At 71.0% G+C, this 16937-nt stretch carries 11 protein-coding genes; 2 read left to right on the top strand and 9 right to left on the bottom strand.

Translation table 11 applies throughout. The features are described from left to right. Positions 1 to 51: 51 nt before the first annotated feature. The 9 genes from nrfD to OHB00_RS09225 all read right to left on the bottom strand — a co-directional run bounded on the left by nrfD (position 52) and on the right by OHB00_RS09225 (position 11996). The gene (gene nrfD, locus OHB00_RS09185) at positions 52 to 1095 is read right to left on the bottom strand and encodes an NrfD/PsrC family molybdoenzyme membrane anchor subunit (RefSeq protein WP_406433093.1); all 1044 of its coding nucleotides are present in this window, start codon (positions 1093 to 1095) and stop codon (positions 52 to 54) included. Next, positions 1095 to 2150, bottom strand: a complete 1056-nt coding sequence (locus OHB00_RS09190) for a 4Fe-4S dicluster domain-containing protein (protein ID WP_406433095.1) — start codon at positions 2148 to 2150, stop codon at positions 1095 to 1097. Before OHB00_RS09190 ends, nrfD begins: the two co-directional genes overlap by 1 nt. Positions 2151 to 2473: 323 nt before the next feature. Beyond that, entirely contained in the window at positions 2474 to 3202 is a 729-nt protein-coding gene (gene araD / locus OHB00_RS09195; RefSeq protein ID WP_406433097.1) for an L-ribulose-5-phosphate 4-epimerase AraD, read from the bottom strand. Between the two features lie 14 nt (positions 3203 to 3216). Beyond that, positions 3217 to 4734 carry an L-arabinose isomerase gene (araA, locus tag OHB00_RS09200; protein WP_406433099.1) on the bottom strand — a complete coding sequence of 506 codons (1518 nt, stop codon included), beginning with the start codon at positions 4732 to 4734 and terminating at the stop codon, positions 3217 to 3219. A 50-nt stretch (positions 4735 to 4784) separates the two neighbouring features. Then, on the bottom strand, positions 4785 to 6467 hold the full coding sequence (gene araB, locus OHB00_RS09205) for a ribulokinase (RefSeq protein WP_406433101.1): 1683 nt from the start codon (positions 6465 to 6467) through the stop codon (positions 4785 to 4787). Between the two features lie 103 nt (positions 6468 to 6570). After that, positions 6571 to 7590, bottom strand: coding sequence for an ABC transporter permease (locus tag OHB00_RS09210; RefSeq protein WP_406433103.1), 1020 nt, complete (start codon positions 7588 to 7590; stop codon positions 6571 to 6573). Beyond that, positions 7587 to 9182, bottom strand: a complete 1596-nt coding sequence (locus tag OHB00_RS09215) for a sugar ABC transporter ATP-binding protein (protein ID WP_406433105.1) — start codon at positions 9180 to 9182, stop codon at positions 7587 to 7589. The genes OHB00_RS09210 and OHB00_RS09215 overlap by 4 nt, the downstream gene beginning before the upstream one ends. Positions 9183 to 9184: 2 nt before the next feature. Continuing rightward, on the bottom strand, positions 9185 to 10333 hold the full coding sequence (locus OHB00_RS09220) for a substrate-binding domain-containing protein (RefSeq protein WP_406433107.1): 1149 nt from the start codon (positions 10331 to 10333) through the stop codon (positions 9185 to 9187). A 613-nt stretch (positions 10334 to 10946) separates the two neighbouring features. After that, positions 10947 to 11996 (bottom strand): LacI family DNA-binding transcriptional regulator, encoded by a 1050-nt coding sequence (locus OHB00_RS09225; protein WP_406433108.1) that lies wholly within the window; start codon positions 11994 to 11996, stop codon positions 10947 to 10949. Positions 11997 to 12598: 602 nt separating this feature from the next. Between OHB00_RS09225 and OHB00_RS09230 the strand changes: the two genes are divergently transcribed. Beyond that, positions 12599 to 14092 carry an arabinofuranosidase catalytic domain-containing protein gene (locus OHB00_RS09230; RefSeq protein WP_406433110.1) on the top strand — a complete coding sequence of 498 codons (1494 nt, stop codon included), beginning with the start codon at positions 12599 to 12601 and terminating at the stop codon, positions 14090 to 14092. Between the two features lie 163 nt (positions 14093 to 14255). Continuing rightward, positions 14256 to 16874 (top strand): LamG-like jellyroll fold domain-containing protein, encoded by a 2619-nt coding sequence (locus OHB00_RS09235; RefSeq protein WP_406433112.1) that lies wholly within the window; start codon positions 14256 to 14258, stop codon positions 16872 to 16874. The last annotated feature ends 63 nt before the right edge of the window (positions 16875 to 16937 follow it).

Consider the following 16937-nt stretch of genomic DNA (forward strand, 5'->3'; position numbering starts at 1 on the left):
GCGCCGCGAGCCGGTGCCGTACCCGGCCGCCCCGCGCGCGCCCCGGCGATGTCATGGCCGAGTCGCTGTCCCGTCCTCTCCCTTGTTGTTCAGGCGCTCCCGCTGCGGTACGACCGTGTACTTCGGGTCCTCGGCGGAGGCCACCCCGGCATGGAAGACGCCGAACCGCAGCGCCGCCGAGCCGGTCAGCAGGGCCGCGCCCGCCACGGCCGCGAGCGTTCGGCGGGGCCATCGGATGCCGAGACCGCCGACGGCCGCCAGGGCCGCGCCGCCCGCCGTGAGGAGTTCCGAGCCGCGCAGCAGGGTGTGGGCCCGGCCCTGTTCGTAGGGCTCGGAGAGCAGGCCGCCCATCCGGTGCTTCATGAGCTGGAAGGCGCCCAGCTCAAGGGTGGCGCCCAGAGCCGCCAGCCGCCGGGCGGGCCCGGTCTGGGCCGGTGGGGCCGCCAGCAGCGCCAGTCCGGCCGCGGCGGTGGCGCCCGAGCCCGCGAAGACGAACGGCAGCTCGCGGTAGCCCTCGTGCCAGGACGGCACGGCGGTGTCCGAGATCAGCACGGCGGTGTAGGTGACGACCGCGGGGCCGAGGACGGCGGCCGACGCGGTGGCGGCCGTACCGACGAGCCGGTAGCGGCCGGCCATGTCGGTGGCCGCCGCCGCCATGGTCAGCGGGGCGTATCCGGCCAGCAGCCACGAGCCCACGCTCATCGGCGAGGTCGGCTTGAGGACGCGCAGCATGTTCAGGAAGCGGGCCGGGCGGCCCAGGTCGTGGACCAGCGCCGCCAGCGACAGGGAGATGGCGCCGGTCGCGCCCAGCTTCGCGGCGCGGGCCAGCGCCGGCCGTCCGGTGAACTGTGCCCCCGCGGCCAGCAGCGAGGAGCCGCCGGCGAGCCCGCCCAGGTAGAGGTAGCCCGCGATGTCGAGCGGCTTCCAGGTGGGCTTGTTGAGGATCGGTCTGCCGTAGTACGAGGAGAACTCGGCGTCGGGCACCATGCTGCGCTCGCCGCGCCCCCGGCGGCGCCTGCCGTGCTTCCCGGTCGGCGCGTCCCGCCCGGGCCGGGTGCCTCGCACACCGTCGCGTGTCACATCGGAACCGGTCATCACCGCCTCCTTCGGCCGGTGCCCACGAAACTGGTGACGGCGAGCGCGGCCAGCGAGGCCGCCGCCAGCGCCGCGTGCCGCCACATGTCCGGGAGGTCCCGGGTGGTGACGACCGGGTCCGGGGGCAGCCCGTACACCTCGGGCTCGTCCAGCAGCAGGAAGAACGCGCCGTCGCCGCCCACCCCGTCGCCGGGGTCCTCGCCGTACAGGCGGGCGTCGGGGACACCGGCGGCATGCAGCTGGGCCACCCGGCCGGCCGCCCGCTCGCGCAGTTCGTCCAGCGGGCCGAACTGGATGGAGTCGGTGGGGCAGGCCTTGGCGCAGGCCGGTTCCATGCCGGTGCCGAGGCGGTCGTAGCAGAGCGTGCACTTCCAGACCCGGCCGTCGTCCTTGCGCTGGTCGATCACTCCGTACGGGCAGGCGGGCACGCAGTAGCCGCAGCCGTTGCAGATGTCCTCCTGGACGACGACCGTGCCGAACTCGGTGCGGAACAGCGATCCGGTGGGGCACACGTCGAGGCAGGCCGCGTGGGTGCAGTGCTTGCACACGTCCGAGGCCATCAGCCAGCGCAGTTCGGTGCGTCCGTCGGGTCGGACCGGGGAGATCTCCCCGGTCGGCGCGCCCGCCGGTGCGGTGTCCGCGGCCGGTGCCGTGGCGCCCGGTCCGGGAGAGGCGGGAGAGGTGCCGAGGGTCTGGGCGGCGGCGAACACGTCGACGTCGTCGTGCGAGACCCCCGGTTCCTGGACGCCCAGCGGTTTGCGCTGCTCTATGAAGGCGACATGACGCCAGGTGTCGGCGCCGAGCCCCTGCGAGTTGTCGTAGGACATGCCGGTGAGTTCCAGGCCGTCCTCGGGGACCGCGTTCCACTCCTTGCAGGCCACCTCGCACGCCTTGCAGCCGATGCACACGGTGGTGTCGGTGAAGAAACCCATGCGCGGCGGGCTGTCCGGGTAGCCGGCCGCGCCCGCCACGTCCGGCTGCGGACCGTACAGCTGGTTCTGGTGCCTGGGGTCCGGCCGCGTCCCGTGGGTCGCGTCGGCGCCGCTGTCGGTCATGGCTCGGCCTCCTCGCTGCACGTGCCGTCTCCCTGGCCCGCCTCGGCTGCCCCGGGGGGACGCTCGTACGAGTTCCACGCGACGGCGCTGCCACTCGGTGACCGGCAGGTCCAATCGCGCGCCCGCCGGACAGGGGGGACGCCTGGAGGCCGGGACAGGCCCGTTCCGGGCGTGGCACGGGTGCCCCGGCCACACGGGACCGAAACCGCCGGCGGGGTTCGACGGACGCGGCGCCCCGGGCCCTCAGGGAAAGAGGTGGGAACAGACGGGTCGGGCCGCACCCCCGGGTACAGCCCGACCGGCCCGGCAGCGAAGTACGCCGGTCATCTGGTGGCTGGTGTCACGTCCGGGTTGCCGTAGTAGGCGTCGGGGCCGTGTTTGCGGGTGTAGTGGCGGTTCAGGAGGTGCGGTGGGGGTGGGGCGGTCGGGGAGAGTGCCAGGGTGTGGAGGGCGATGTCGGCGACGGCCTCGCAGATGATGGCGTGTTCGAGGGACTTGCGGGCCGAGCTGCCCCAGGTGAAGGGGCCGTGGTTGGCGACGAGGGCGGCGGGGACCTCGACGGCCCGCCGGTCGTCTTCCGCGAGCAGGTCGACGATGACGCGGCCGGTGTTGTACTCGTAGTCCTTCGCGCACTGTTCGGCGGTCAGGTCGGGGGTGACGGGGACGGGGCCGTTGAAGGTGTCGGCGTGGGTGGTGCCGAGGACGGGTATGTCGCGGCGGGCCTGGGCGAAGGCGACGGCATGGGTGGAGTGGGTGTGGGTGACGCCGCCGATGGAGGGGAAGGCGAGGTAGAGGCAGCGGTGGGTCTCGGTGTCGGTGGAGGGTCGCAGGTCGCCGTCGACGACTTCGCCGTCGGCGAGGCGGACGGTCACCAGGTGGTCCAGGGCGAGGTCCTCGTAGGGGACGCCGGAGGGCTTGATGACGAACACCCCGGCCTCGCGGTCGACTCCGCTGACGTTTCCCCAGGTCAGGGTGGCCAGGCCGACCTGGGGGATGGCGAGGTTGGCCTCCAGTACCTCTTGGCGCAGGCCCGCCCGGATCGCTGTGGGCATCGTGTCTCCTTCGTTCACAGGGCCTGGGCGAGGCGGTGGTAGGCGGCGTTCCAGCGGATCTCCTTGGCGAACTGCTCGGTGGTGGTGTTCTCGTCGATCGTGAGCAGTTCGACGCCGGTCATCGCGGCGTAGTCGGTGAGGGTCTCGATGTCGACGGCGGAGCTGAGCACGGTGTGGTGCGGGGCACCCGCCAGCAGCCAGCTCTCCGCCGACTCCGCGAGCGAGGGGCGGGGCTTCCACACCGCGCGGGCCACGGGGAGCTGGGGCAGGGGCTGGCTGAGGGCGACGACATCGACCTCGTTGGCGGTGAGGCGGAAGCGGTCGCCGAGGTCGGACAGGCCGACGACCACGGCGGGGCCCTCGGCGGCGTCGAAGACGAGGCGGACCGGGTCCTCGCGGCCGCCGATGGACAGGGGGTGGATCTCGCAGCGGGGGCGGCCGGCGGCGATGGAGGGGCAGACCTCCAGCATGTGGGCGCCGAGGATCCGGGGCTCGCCGGGACCGAGGTGGTAGGTGTAGTCCTCCATGAAGCTGGTGCCGCCGGACAGTCCGGCGCCCATGACCTTCATCGTGCGCAGCAGCGCGGAGGTCTTCCAGTCGCCCTCGCCGCCGAAGCCGTAGCCGTCGGCCATGAGGCGCTGGACGGCCAGGCCGGGCAGTTGGCGCAGGCCGCCGAGGTCCTCGAAGTTGGTGGTGAAGGCGGTGAAGCCGCCCTCGGTGAGGAAGGCGCGCAGGCCCAGTTCCTGGCGGGCGGCGTAGAGCAGCGAGTCGTGGCGGATGCCGCCCGGGCGCAGGGCCGGGACGATGTCGTAGGCGTCGACGTATTCGGCGGCGAGTTCGGCGGCGGCCTTGTCCTCGACGGCGTCGACGACGGCGACCAGGTCGTTGACCCCGTAGGTGTTCACGGAGAAGCCGAACCGCAGCTGGGCCTCGACCTTGTCGCCCTCGGTCACGGCCACGTCGCGCATGTTGTCGCCGAAGCGGGCCAGGCGCAGGGTGCGTGCCGCGTGCCGGCCGGCGGCGGCCCGTGCCCAGGCGGCGACCCTGCGGATCACGCGCGGATCGGTGGCATGCCCGGCGACGATCTTGCGTTCGATGCCGAGCCGGGACTCGATGTGGGCGAACTCGCGGTCGCCGTGGGCGGCCTGGTTGAGGTTCATGAAGTCCATGTCGATGCTCGACCACGGCAGCGACAGGTTGTACTGGGTGTGCAGGTGCAGCACCGGCCGGTCCAGCGCGCTCAGTCCGGCTATCCACATCTTCGCCGGGGAGAAGGTGTGCATCCACACGATCACGCCGACGCAGGCGTCGGAGGCCGTGGCTTCCTGGCACAGCCGGCGGATCGACTCGGCGTCGGTGAGGACGGGCTTCCAGACGATCCGCAGCGGGATCGGCTCGGCCGAGTCGAGTCTTTCGGCGATCGTCCGGGACTGGTGGGCTACCTGCTGCAGCACGTCGTCGCCGTACAGACCCTGACTGCCGGTGAGGAACCAGATCTCCTGGCCGGCGGACAGCTTTTCGGGGGCGCTCATCACGGGGGTTCCTTTCACATGGAACTGCTGGGGGCGGGAAGACAGGGCGCTCAGGCCGACGCCTCGGCACGGATGCGGCGCAGGCGGTGCATGACGTCGTTGGTGCCGCGGCCGAAGTAGTCGTGCAGCAACCGGTATTCGGCATACAGGCGGTCGTAGGCCGCGGCCCGCTCGGGGTCGGGCTGGTAGACGCCCCGGTCGGCCTTGCCCATGGACCGGGCGGCGGCCTGGATGTCCGGGTACGCCCCGGCCGCGACCGCGGCGTGCATCGCCGCACCCAGAGCCGGACCCTGCGCGGAGCCGATGACGCCCAGAGGACGGCGGGTGACGTCGGCGTAGATCTGCATCAGCAGCGCGTTCTTGGTCAGACCGCCCGCGATGACGAGCTCCGTGACCGGCACCCCGGACGCTTCGAACGCCTCGATGATGGTGCGGGTACCGAACGCGGTCGCCTCCAGCAGCGCCCGGTAGACGTCCTCGGGACGCGTGGAGAGGGTCTGGCCCACCACAACGCCGCTGAGGTCGTGGTCGACCAGCACGGAGCGGTTGCCGCTGTGCCAGTCCAAAGCGACCAGACCGTGCTCGCCCACCTTCTGCCCGGCCGCGAGAGCGGTCAGGTACTCGTGCGGACCCTGCCCGGCCGCCGCCGCCCGCTCGGCGTACGACGCCGGGAAACCGGTCCGCACGAACCAGCCGAAGATGTCCCCCACACCGCTCTGCCCGGCCTCGTAACCCCACAGCCCCGGCAGGATGCCGCCGTCGACCACCCCGCACATGCCCGGGACCGTGCCGTGCTGGTCGGAGCTCATGACATGACAGGTGGAGGTGCCCATGATGGCGACCATCTGCCCCGGCTCCACCGCCGCCGCGGCCGGCGCCGTGACATGGGCGTCGACATTGCCCACACACACCGCGATGCCCTCCGCCAGCCCCGTCCAGGCCGCCGCCTCCGCCGTCAGTGTCCCGGCCAGGTCACCGAGCCGGCCGATCGGCTGGTCCAGCTTCTCCGTCACGAAGCCGGCGAAACCGGGGTTCAGCGCGGCCAGGTACGCAGGGGAGGGATGGACGCCGTCCTGCAACTGGCCCTTGTAGCCGGCGGTGCAGGCGTTGCGGACGTACGTCCCGCACAGCCGCCACACGATCCAGTCCGCCGCCTCCACCCAGCGCTCCATGCGCCGGTAGACCTCCGGATCCTCCTCCAGAAGCTGCAGCGCCTTGGCGAACTCCCACTCCGAGGAGATCTTGCCCCCGTACCGCTCCAGCCACGGCTCCTTCCGCTCCGCGGCCAGCGCGTTGATCCGGTCGGCCTGGCCCTGCGCGGCATGGTGCTTCCACAACTTGACATAGGCGTGCGGACGGCCCGCGTACTCAGGCAGTTCACACAACGGCGTACCGTCCGCCAGCACCGGCAGCACCGTGCACGCGGTGAAATCCGTACCGATACCGATCACCTGCCCGGCCGCCACACCGGCGGCCGCGAGCGCCGCCGGCACCGCGTGCCGCAGGACGTCGACGTAGTCCGACGGCACCTGCAAAGCCCACTCCGGAGGCAACCGGGTGCCGTCCGGCAGCTCCCGGTCGAGGACGGCATGCCGGTACTCGTGCTCGGCCGCCCCCAACTCCGCGCCGTCACGCACCCGGACCACCACGGCCCGCCCGGACAGCGTCCCGAAGTCGACACCCACGACACAGGGTTCCGGGTTCCCGGCTGTCTCGTCTCCGGCGTTCTCCATCAGTCTCCTCCACACAGCAGTGTTCGATATGCCGACCGTTGTTCGATCACTTGTCGACGCCGACACGGCCTCCCACGCCGTGGTCAGCGGTCGCGACGGACCCTCAGCTGCGGCTCCTGCCGAAGTAGCGGGCGCGCGCCCGGTCCAGCAGGATGGCGACGCCGAGGACCCCTCCCTGCACCACCTGCTGGTCGTACGGGCTGACCTTGAGTGCGAGCAGGCCGTTGGTGATGAACTCCAGCAGGATCGCACCGGCCGCGATGCCGGCGATCCGGCCCTCGCCGCCGGAGAGCGACATCCCGCCGACCACCGCGGCGGCGATCGCGGTCAGTTCCCAGCCGGCGCCGACGGACGGGTCGGCCACGTTCATGCGGCCGATCACCAGGACGCCGACCAGACCGGCCAGGGCGGCACTGGCGACGTAGGTGGAGGTGATCCGGCGGGCGGTCGGGATGCCGGCGAGCCGGGCGGCCTCCTTGTTGCCGCCGACCGCGTAGATCTGGCGGCCCACGTAGGTGCGTTCCAGCACGAACCAGGCGACGGCGGCGGCGCCGACGAAGAACAGTGCGGGGACCGGGACTTCGCCGATGTAGTACTGGCTCAGGTTGCTGAACATCGGGTCCAGGTTGTTGATGGGCGAACCGCTGGTGATCGCGAGCGCGGTGCCCTGCGCCACCGTGTAGGTGACCAGGGTGATCACGAAGGGCGGCACGTTGAGACGGGTGACCATGACACCGTGCCAGAGACCGACCAGGCCGCAGATCACCAGGGTGAACAGGATGGCGAGGGGCGCCGGCATGCCCTCGTTGACGTTGAACCAGGCGGCCAGGATGCCCGCCAGCCCGGCCAGCGCGCCCACCGACAGGTCGATGCCACCGGTCAGGATGACCAGCGACTCGCCGATCGCCAGGATGCCGACCTGGGACAGGTCGCGGCCCATCACCTGGAGGTTGCCCACCGCCGTGTAGGTGTCGGCGTTGGCGGCGATCCCGACGAACACCAGCACACAGGCGATGATGACGCCGGCCTCCGGGGAGGCGGCCAGCTTGCGGGCGAGGTTCGACACGGCCGGGCGCTGCTTCGGCGCGGCCTCCTCGGGGGCGAGCGTGCTCTGCGCGCTCATGCTGTGGCTCCGTTCGTGAGGTGTTCCTGATCGGGCGTTTCCCGAGCGGGCTCTTCAGGGCCGCCCGGCGCTGTTCCGGCCGCGGCCGTCATGATCCGTTCCTTGGAGGCGTCGGCCCGGTCGATGACCGTGGCGACCTTTCCGTGGTTCATCACCGCGATGCGGTGGCAGATCCACAGCAGTTCCTCCAGCTCGGAGGAGGCGACCACGACGCCCATGCCCTCCTGGGCCGCCCGGTCGATCAGCTGGTAGATCTCCGCCTTCGCGCCCACGTCCACACCGCGCGTGGGCTCGTCGAGCAGCAGCAGACGCGGCTCGGCGGCGAACGCCCGCCCGAAGATGGCGCGTTGCTGGTTGCCGCCGGACAGCGAGCCGATCGGCTGCTCGACCGACTGCATCCGCACGTTGACGTTCTCGGTGATCTTCCGTGCCTCGGCGCGTTCCCGGCCCGGGCCGAGCAGGCCCCGGCTGCTGATCCGCCTGAGGACCGAGACGACGACGTTGGAGCGGATCGACGCGAAGAGGACCAGCGACTGTTCCTTGCGGTCCTCGGGGATCAGCGCGATCCCGGCCGCCACTCCGTCGCCCGCGCCCTTCGGGTGGTAGTCCTCGCCGCCCAGCCGCATCCGGCCGCCGGTGGAGGGCTGCGCGCCCGCGATCGTGTGGACCAGGCGGCTGCGGCCCGAACCCATCAGTCCTGCCACGCCCAGGATCTCGCCCTCGCGCACCTGGAGGTCGACCGGTCCGAGACCGTCCGCGGTCAGGCCCTCGACCTGCAGCAGGACGGGGCTCGTCGCCGGTGGTGCCTTCGGTTCGCCCTGGGCGACCTCGCCGCCGACCATCTCCCGGATCAGCCGTTCCTCGGTGGCCTCGGCCGGTTCGAGGTCGGCCACCAGTCTGCCGTTGCGCAGCACCAGGACGCGGTCGCTGATGTCCCGGACCTCGTCGAGACGGTGCCCGATGAACAGCACCGTGCCGCCGCGTTCGGCCAGCTGCCGGGCCAGGCCGAGCACCATCTCGGCCTCGACCGGACCGAGTGAGGAGGTCGGCTCGTCCAGGATCAGCAGCTTGGGCTCGCGGCCCCAGGCCTTGGCGATCTCGATCATCTGCCGGGTCGGTACCGGAAGGGTGCGTACCTCCCGGCCCACCGGGATCGTCTCGGCGGACAGGCCGATCTCCGCCAGCATCGCCTTCGCCTCGGCCCGCTGCGCGGCGCCGTCCACCAGGAACCGGCGCTTGGACTCGCGGGGGCGGCGGCCCAGCAGCAGGTTCTCCGCCACCGAGAGCTGGCCGACCAGCGGGAACTCCTGCGAGACCATGGCGATACCGAGCTGGCCGGCCGCCTCGGTCGACCCCGCGACGAGCGGCTCGCCGTCGATCAGGATCTCGCCGCCGTCCCGGTGGACCGATCCGGCGAGCGTGCCCATCAGCGTGGACTTCCCGGCGCCGTTCTCGCCGACCACACCGACCACTTCACCGGCGTACAGGTCGAGTTCGGGCAGGTCGAGGACGCGCACCGGTCCGTAGGACTTGTGCACCCCCCGCAGCCGCGCGGTGACCGCGCGGCTCGGGGCGTTCTTCGTGGCCGTCATGCTCAGCCGATCCCGAGCTGCGATTCGAGGGACTGGTACGCGCTCAGGTCGGACTTGGTGACCAGGCCCACGCCGGAGCTCAGGGTCGAACCGTCCTTCTCCAGGTACGGCTTGACGAGCGCCATCGTCTTGTCCTTGCCGAGCACCTTCTCGGCGGCCAGGATGTACGCGCCGGTGTAGCCCTGCTGGTAGGGCATCTGCACGACGGTGCCGGAGATCACACCGGACTGGATGAACTTCAGGGTCTGGGCGTCGGAGTCGTCGGAGACGATGTGCACCGAAGCCGTCTTGCCCGCCGAGGTCACCGCCTGCGCCAGCGCGGGGCCGTCGTAGGAGTAGACGCCGTACAGGCCGTTGACGTCGGGGTTGTTGGCGAGGATGGTCTCCGCGTCGGAGGTGGCGGTGCTGGCCTGGAGGTTGTCGTTGACCTTCTGGGCGACCGTGATCTGGGTGCCCTTGAGCGCGTCCTCGAAGCCCTGGATGCGCTGGGTGGCGTTCGACGCGGTGAGCGAGCCGACCAGGATCGCCACCTTGCCCTTGCCGCCGAGCACCTGCTTCATCGCGGTGCCCGCCTGGAAGCCGGCGGTGTAGTTCGGGGTGCCCAGGTAGAGCGAGGCGGCGTCGGTGCCCGGCAGCGGCGAGTCGATCGCCAGGACGCTGATGCCCTTCTGGACGTCGGTGTGGATGGTCCCCGCGGCCGAGGTCGGGTCGATCGCCGAGATCGAGTAGCCGGTGACACCCTGCGAACGCAGGGTCTCCAGCTCCGAGTTCTGCTCGGTCAGCTTGCCGTTCGGCGGGGCGAAGTAGGTGCACTTGCTCTTCGAGATGCCGAGGTCGGAGCAGCCCTTGAGGAAGCCGACCTGGCCGGCCTTCCAGTAGTCGGCGGCCACGTTCACGACCATGGCGATGTCGACCTTGGACAGGTCCTTGCCGGCCAGCGCGGACTTCAGCGCCGCGTCGAGCTTGGCGAGGTTCGTCTGGTTGAAGGTGACCGAACCGGCCAGGCTGACCGGGGCCGAGCCGGAGCTGGCGGAGCTCGACGAGCCGGCGGAGCTGGAGCCCCCCGCGTTCTTGGAGCAGCCGGCGGCGGCGAGCGAGATGACCACGGCGGTCGCGACGACCACGGTGCGGGAGGCTCTGCTACGGATCATGGGTGATCAGCGCCCTTCTGGACGTATCGGGTTGGTGTTGTCGGGGTGGGTTCGTCGGGTGGGGTTCCGGGGCTGGCTACGTCGGTTGCTGTTGCCGTTGCCGGTTGGCGTCGTCGGTTGCCGTCCTCGGTTCGCGTCGCGGGTTCGCGGCGTCGGTCGGCGTTGCCGGTCGGCCTTGTCGCGTCGGGCGGGGGCCCACGGTCGGAAGCGGAGGTGGCGGCTCGGGGACGGCTGGAGCGCGCCCTCGGCCGCGTTCCGGCACTGGGCATGGCGGTGCCTGGTCGGCAGAGGGTGGTGTGGTCGTTCCCTCGGGAGCGGTGGGTGGTGCGGGCGCTGTTGCCGCCCGGGCGGCGTCGTGTGGGCGCGGCGAAGGCGCGGGCCGATGCGGAGGTGCGGGGATGCCTGACGGTGGTTCAGGACTTGGGAGCCGGCCGCTGGGGGCGGTGGGCCGGGGCGGAGCTGTCGCGACCGGTGGACGTCACGGCCGATCGCTTGCGGTCTGCGCGTCACCCCGTAGGGCACGTCACCCGCGACGGCCCCTGGTGTCCGGGGAGCCGGTGACGTGGCGGTGTGTCGAGGCCGCCTCCCTCGCGGTCGCGTCAACCGGGGGCTGTCATCGCGTACTTCCTGTTCGGTGTCGGGCGCGGGTCGCCGAGGTCCGCACCACGAGACTGGGCGGTATGACGATGTGGGGTGTCTCGCCGGACGCCGGGATCCCGGCGTCCGGGTCACCGACGATCTCGATCAGCGCACGCAGGGCCCGCCGGCCGAGTTCGTCGAAGTCCTGACGGACGGTGGTCAGTGACGGGCCGAAGTACTCGGTCTCCGGCATGTCGTCGAATCCGACGACGCTGATGTCCTCGGGCACCCGGTGCCCGGCCTGTTGCAGCGCCCGCAGCAGGCCGAGTGCCAGGTGGTCGTTGGCGCAGAACACCGCCGTGACCTCGGGGTCGGCAGCGATCCGCCGGCCGTGCTCGTATCCGGTACGGGCCGTCCAGTCGGCGCCGGCCAGCGGTGGGGGCACGGGAGCCCCACGCTTCTCCAGGGTGCCGCGCCAGCCGGCCTCGCGCTCCTGCGCGTCGAGCCAGGAACGCGGCCCGACGAGGTGGTGCACCGTGCGATGGCCGAGATCGAGAAGGTAGGAGGTGGCGAGCTCGGCACCCGCCTCGTTGTCCACGGCGACGGAGGCCAGCGCCGTGTGAGTACCGCAGCCGACCGCGACCAGGGGCACGTCCGCGGGCACGTTCGCCAGCGCGCCCACCGCCGCGGTCTGCGGTGCGATGACGACGATCCCCTCCACACCCTGGTCCCGCAGCCGGTCGACGGCGTCCAGCACCGAACGCCGGTCGAGGGTGCCGACGGCCGCCACGGTGACGAAGTACTCGTGCTGCCTGGCCGCCTGCTCGATGCCGTAGAGCATGCAGGCCGGGCCGTACAGCGTGGTGTTGAAGCTGATCACGCCCAGGGTGCGGGTGCGGCGCGTAGCGAGGGTGCGGGCGGCCGCGTTGGGCCGGTAGCCGAGCTCGCGGACCGCGGCGAGCACCCGCTCCCGGGTGGCGGGCCGCACGTTCGGGTGGTCGTTGAGGACCCGTGAGACGGTCTGTTGCGAGACGCCCGCGATACGGGCCACGTCCGTCATCACAGGTGCGCGATCCCCGTCCATGCTCCCCCTCCTCACGCGCCATCAGGTTGTCGTCCCATCGGCTGCCTCTCCGGTGGGAGCAGCGGGCCGTGGCAAATTGTTAGCGCACTCAATCTGAGAGGGTCAAGGCTGTGCCGACCCCCTCATTTCGGCAGCTTCCCGACCGCGCGGGACGCCTCGGAACGGTTCTGAACTGGCGTTATCCACTGCCTGGGAGGCCCCGTCGGGTACGGCCGCACACCCGGGTAAACAGACTGCACAGCTTTTGTTTCCGCACTCTTGACTGTTCGACAGTGTTGACCGGGTATTCATCCCGCCGTAAAAAGACGGAGTCGCGAGACCGGTCGTTCACTCGCCGACCACGCGAGAACGACACCGGCACGAGTCCCCAGCCCGGACTGAGACACTCGCCTGACCTGCGGATATGCGGTCAGCAACCCTGCTCGACCAGAGCAGCGCCCAGCCCGGCCGCCCCATCGCCATCGCCCTTCTGTGCAGCTCGGACGAGTCACCGCACCCGAGGGCCCTGATTGTTAGCGCACTCATACCTTCGTCTCCCGGAGCATGCGCCGCCGGGCGAGAGAAGAACGTCACGACGGAAGAGGTTCACCGTGAAAGGTCGAGTGACAGGCCGACGCCTGAGAGGGCTCCTGCTGACGGTGGGCGCGGTCCTCACCCTGGTCGGGGGCATCCTGGCCGGGGTCGTCGGCATCGCGGGCACGGCCCAGGCCGCTTCGTCCCTGCCCTGCGACATCTACGCCTCCGCGGGGACACCGTGCGCCGCCGCACACAGCACCACGCGGGCGCTCTACGGCTCCTACAGCGGCTCCCTGTACCAGGTGAAGCGCGCTTCGGACGGCGCGACCACCAACATCGGCGTCCTCAGCACCGGCGGTTACGCCAACGCGGCGGCACAGGACTCCTTCTGCTCCGGCACGACCTGCACCATCACCAAGATCTACGACCAGAGCTCCAACCACAACGACCTGACCATCGAGGGGCCGGGCGGCAACGGCGGACAGGACGTCGGTGCGATCGCCGACGCCCTCCCGGTCACGGTCGGCGGCCACGCGGCGTACGGCGTCTTCGTGTCCGCGGGCGTCGGCTACCGCGACAACAGCACCACGGGCATCGCCACCGGCAGCTCTCCCGAGGGCACGTACATGGTCACCAGCGGCCACCACGTCAACAACCGGTGCTGCTTCGACTACGGGAACGCCGAGACGTCCACGAACGACACCGGCAACGGGCACATGGACGCCATCAACTTCGGCACCGAGTGCTGGTTCTCGCCCTGTTCCGGTTCGGGTCCGTGGGTCCAGGCCGACCTGGAGAACGGCCTGTTCGCCGGCGCCAACGGCTCCGACACCAACAACAAGGGCAACTCCAGTGAATACGTGACCGCGTTGGAGAAGAACAACGGCACGACGACCTATGCGATCAAGGGCGGCAACGCACAGTCGGGCTCACTGACCACCTGGTACAGCGGAGCCCTGCCCAACATCGGCGGATACACCCCGATGTCCAAGGAGGGCGCCATCGTCCTGGGCACCGGCGGTGACGACAGCAACGGGTCCGACGGCTCCTTCTTCGAGGGCGTCATGACCTCCGGCTATCCCACGGACGCCGCCGACAACGCCGTACAGGCCAACATCACTTCCGTCGGCTACACCACCCCCACCGCCTCCTTCCCGGTCGCCGGCACCGCCTACCGGCTGACCAACACCAACTCCGGCAAGGTGCTGGACGCGGTGAACTGCGGTACCGCGAACGGGACCTCGATCGACATCTGGGCCTCGCTCGGCAACACCTGCCAGCAGTGGAAGTTCGCCAGTGCGGGCAACGGCCACTACACCATCACCAACGTCAACAGCGGCACGGTCCTGGACGACAAGAACTGCGTACAGAGCAACGGCACGGCCGTCCAGCTGTGGGCCTCGCTCGGCAACACCTGCCAGCAGTGGGACGTCACCAAGGTCGGCAGCAGCTACACCCTCACCAACGTCAACACCGGTATGACGCTGGACGTGGCGAACTGCGGAACGGCCAACGGCACCGTGGTCCGCCAGTGGCAGCAGCTCGACAACACCTGCCAGCGGTGGAACATCGCCCCCTGACCGAGCACTCGACCCGCCGATGGCCCGTCGGCCTCCCCAGCGGCGGACCATCGGCCTGTCCCGGAGCGCGACCGGTGGACGGGCCCCGTGCCGCCTGCCCACGCCCCGGTCCCGCGGTGTCCTCCCGTGTCCCGACCTGTCCATCTCACAAAGGAACTCCCGCATGCCTTCCGAAGCCGGCCTGTCCCGCAGAACCGTCCTGACAGCCATCGGTGCCGCGTCCCTGGCCGGGACCTTCGCCGCCGCCGCTCCCGCCGGGGCCGCCGAACTCACCGGCACCACCGCGGGCTCCGCCACCGTCGACCTCCCCGCCGCAGCAGCACACTGGAGCTTCGACGAGGGCTCCGGCACCTCCGCCGCGGACTCGTCGGGCAACGCTCACACCGCCACGCTCCAGGGTGGGGCCGCCTGGGACACCGGGAAGGTCGGCGCCCACAGCCTGAGCCTCACGGCCGGCGGCAACGCCACCGCCTCGGGACCCGTCCTCGACACCTCCAAGGCGTTCTCGGTGGCCGCCTGGGTCAACCTCAGCCAGCTGGGCGGCTACCAGACGGCCGTCAGCATCGACGGCAAGGTCGTCAGCGCCTTCTACCTGGGCCTGCGCGACGACACCGGCACCTTCGCCTTCGCCCGGCTCGACTCGGACGCCACCCAGGCCGCCGCCGTCGCGGCCGCCTCCTCGGCCCCCACCACCGGCACCTGGACCCATCTGGTCGGCGTCAGCGACCCCTCGGCCGGTGTCACCCGCCTCTACGTCGACGGCGTGCTCGAAGGGGAGACCGCCTACACCTCGGGCTGGGCCGGCACCGGGGACACCGCCATCGGCCGGGCGCTCTACGGCGGCGGCCATGTCGACCAGTGGCACGGCCTGATCGACGACGTGCAGATGTTCCCGACCGCCCTCACCTCCGACCAGGTCGCGACCCTGGCCGGGGTCCCGGTGGAGACGACGACCCCGCTGCTGAGCGTGGACGTCGCCAACCCCGCACACGCCGTCTCCCCCGTCCTTCCCGGCCTGATGTTCGAGGACATCAACCACTCCGGCGAGGGCGGCATCTACGCCGAACTGGTGCAGAACCGCTCCATGATGGCCAGCGACACCACGCCCGTGCACTGGTCCGCCGTCGGCGGCACGACCCTCGCCCTCGACACCGCCACGCCCCTCAACGACGTCCTCACGCGCTCCCTCAAGGTCGTACTCCCGAGCGGTACCGGCGCCGGGAACCGGGCCGGGGTGGCCAACGACGGCTTCTGGGGCATACCCGTGCGCCCCCGGACCACCTACACCGCCCGCCTCTTCGCCAAGGCATCGCGCCGCATCGGTCCGCTCACGGTGGCCATCGAGTCGGCGGACGGCGCGACGGTGTACGCCTCGGCACGGGTGCGGCACATCGGCACCGCGTTCCCCGACCGCCCCTTCGAACTGACCCTGCGCACCGGTTCGGGCGCCCCCGTGACCGGTGACGCCGTGCTGACGGTGACCACCGACGACCCGTCCGCCGCGGGCGAGACCCTGTGGCTCCAGCATGTCTCCCTCTTCCCGCCCACCTACCACAACCGCCCCAACGGCCTGCGCATCGACCTGATGGAGAAACTGGTCGCCCTGAAGCCGAAGTTCCTGCGCTTCCCCGGCGGAAACTTCCTGGAGGGCAACACCATCGCGACGCGGTTCAACTGGAAGAACACCATCGGCCCGGTCTGGGAGCGCCCCGGCCACATGGACGACGCCTGGGGCTACTGGTCCACCGACGGGCTCGGACTCCTCGAATACCTGCAATGGGTCGAGGACCTGCACGCCCAGCCGGTCCTCGCCGTCTTCGCCGGCTACACGCTGAAGGGCGAACACGTCACCGGCGACGCGCTCGCGCCGTACGTGCAGGACGCCCTGGACGAGATCGAATACGTCACCGGCCCCGTCACCAGCACCTGGGGCGCGAAACGAGCCGCCGACGGACACCCGGAGCCGTTCCCGCTGGAGTACGTGGAGATCGGCAACGAGGACTGGTTCGACTCCTCCGGGTCCTACAACGAGCGGTTCGCGGCCTTCTACGACGCGATCAAGGCGAAGTACCCGCAGCTGAAGCTGATCGCCACGACGTCGGTGACGAGCCGCACGCCGGACCTGATCGACGAGCACTACTACCTCGCGCCGTCCGCCGCCCAGGCCGCCACCCACAAGTACGACAACCGGGACCGCAACTCGACGAAGGTCTTCGTCGGCGAGTGGGCCGCGCAGGAGGGCCGCCCCACACCGGACCTCAACGCCGCGCTGGGCGACGCCGCTTGGCTGGCCGGACTGATCCGCAACTCCGACCAGGTCCTGATGGAGTGCTACGCGCCGCTGTTCTCCCACGTCAAGAACAACGTCTGGGCGACCAACCTGATCGCCTACGACAACCTCACCAGCTACGTGTCGCCGAGCTACTGGGCACAGCAGATGCTGACGGCCAAGCTGGGCGAAACGGTTCTGCCGGCCACCGTACGCGCGCTGCCCGGCCTCGCCACCGTGGCCACCCGCGCCGGGAACCGCCTCTACCTCGCGGTCGTCAACTGCGGGACGGTGAGCGTGGATGTGCCCGTCGAACTGACGGGTCTGGTCAAGGGCGTCAAGAAGAAGGCCACCGCCACCGTCCTGACCGGACCCTCGCGCACCACCACCAACACACTGACCGAACCCACCACACTCGTGCCCACGTCCAGCACCGTCACCGGCGCCGCGCCGACGTTCACCAGCACCCTGCCGCCGCTCTCCGTCACCGTCCTGGAGCTCACCCTGACCTGACGGCCGCCGCCCCACGACACACCCCGTCCACCCGCTCGTCGCGGGCGGGCGGGGTGCCCTCGC

It is taken from the genome of Streptomyces sp. NBC_00631 (genome assembly GCF_045206895.1).
Classification (GTDB): Bacteria; Actinomycetota; Actinomycetes; order Streptomycetales; family Streptomycetaceae; genus Streptomyces.